This window comes from Nocardia amamiensis NBRC 102102 (genome assembly GCF_001612745.1).
In the GTDB taxonomy this organism is placed as follows: domain Bacteria; phylum Actinomycetota; class Actinomycetes; order Mycobacteriales; family Mycobacteriaceae; genus Nocardia; species Nocardia amamiensis.
In genome coordinates, this window is sequence record NZ_BDBA01000398.1 from 1 (window position 1) to 1,967 (window position 1,967).

Annotated in this window: 2 protein-coding genes; both read right to left on the reverse strand. The window is 66.5% G+C overall.

Annotation, left to right across the window (positions count from 1 at the left end; all coding sequences use genetic code 11):
* A partial coding sequence (locus NA4_RS38000) for a site-specific integrase (RefSeq protein ID WP_157129578.1) occupies window positions 1-589 on the reverse strand: 589 nt, incomplete at its 3' end.
* Window positions 586-1,668: a site-specific integrase gene (locus tag NA4_RS38005; protein ID WP_245671798.1), complete on the reverse strand. Its 1,083-nt coding sequence runs from the start codon at window positions 1,666-1,668 to the stop codon at window positions 586-588. The genes NA4_RS38005 and NA4_RS38000, both read right to left, overlap by 4 nt.
* Between the last annotated feature and the right edge of the window lie 299 nt (window positions 1,669-1,967).

Sequence of the window (1,967 nt, forward strand, 5' to 3'; positions counted from 1 at the left end):
GGTGCTCGTGGCGAATCTCGGCGTAGTGCTCGAGCGCGGCCAGGGTGGACGGCAGGATCGGGACGAGCCGGGACTTGCCGAACTTCGACTCCCGGATCAGCAGCACCGCCTCGGTCCAGTCGATGTCAGTGTGGTCGAGGCGGATCGCTTCACCGACCCGCATGCCCGTGGCGGCAAGCAGCCCGAGCATGGTCGAGTGGGTGGCCGCGGGCAGCCTCCCGCGGACCTGCCGCCAGGCCTGGACCGTCAGTGTTTCGGCATCGGCGCGGGTGAAGATGAACGGTGGTTGCCAGCGTTGCTGGAACGTGATCAGCCCGGCGGGCGGGATCTCGGTGCGCGGGTCGAGCCCTGCCATGTGCTGGGCGAATCTGCGGGCGATGGTCATCCGCCGCGCCGGATTCGACGTCGCCGGATCGACGTCGGGCCCCAGCGCCCATTCCAACGCGGCGGTGATGGTCACCGTGGATGCGCCGATATCGTCGAGGTGGGCGACGAACCGCGGCAGCAGCCGATGATATTCGGCCAGCTCGTGCCCGAGCCGGTTGCGCAGCCGCAGGTAATCTGTGGCGGCGTCCGACAGCGCGCTCATCGCTGAGCTCCCGGCCATTCGGTCGCGATGTCACGCAGGGTAGCGACGTCGATCTTGGCGTAGATAGCGGTTGTGGCCAGGTCACGGTGCCGCAAGACCTGGCTGATATCGACCAGCGCGACTCCTTGACGCAGCAGTTCAGTGGCCAGCGAATGCCGCAGACGGTGCGCGCCGAGCCGGGGCAGCCCGGCCCGGTCGCAGGCCCGGCGGGTCACGTCACTGACCAGGTCCGCGCGGATGCCCCGCAACGGTGCCTTGCAGGTCACGAACACCGGCCGCAGCGGCGTCGCCGGCCGAGCCGTGGTCAAGTAGGTGCTCAACGCTTCACCGACATCGACCGGCATCGGCATGGCGTCCTCACGGGATGCTTTGCCGCGCAGAATGATTCGGCCACCGCGCCAGTCGATGTCGCTGACCTCGAGCCGGGCGACCTCGATCGACCGCAGCCCCAGCCGAGCGACCAGAGTCAGGATGGCGTAATCACGGACCTGGACCGGATCGTCGCGGTCGCAACTGTCGAGCAGCTGCTGCACTTCGGGTGCGGTGATCGCTTTCGGGATGCCGACATCGTGCCAGCCCGCGACCGGCGGAACCGCCGAGATCAACGGCCGCGGAATCAGTCCGCGCAGATACAGATACCTCAGCAGCGACCGCAGCTCGGCAACGCGGCCCTTGACCGCACCGACGCTGACTCGTGCGCTCTCGGCCAGCAGGAACGCAACGATGTCCGCGCCGGTCAGGTCGCCGACACCGGGCGGGCAGCCGTCGGCCAGGAACCGGCGCGCGAGCTTCTCGTATCGCACGATCGTGGTCTCCGCCAAACCGCGGTCGGTGACCAGCCACTCACGGTAATCGGCGAGCGTCGCCTCCCACGGATCCGTGCAAAACGGCGAATATATCCGCAGCCCTGTCGATTTCAGGAAGTCGATGAGCGGATTCAGACTCTTCGCCGTCGGAGGCCGACGCAGGGTCTCACCGCAGAACCGGCGGAACTCCTCGAGCGAATGCAGAGTCAACTGCTCGGCAGCCACGTCCTGATCGATCATCCACCGGCCCAGATCACCAAGGATCTTCAGCATGTTCCGAATCGTGGCGGTCGTATATCGCAACTCCACCAGCCGATCTCGGTAACCGGACACATACGGCCCCATCCGGCCAGGCTTCCTGCGAGTCGTCCCGACCCTGCCACCCATCCCGGCCATGATCTGACCTCCCGTCCTGCAGCACCATCTCCCAGTCGAAAGGAGTTCGGCACCAACCCCGGAACTATGCGGCCTATTCCGCCGCCAATCAGTGCCATTTCACCGCCACTACCAGGGCGTATGTGTCACGCCGCGCAAAGCTCGGCATAGTCCCCGCCTCGGCATAGATCAACTTA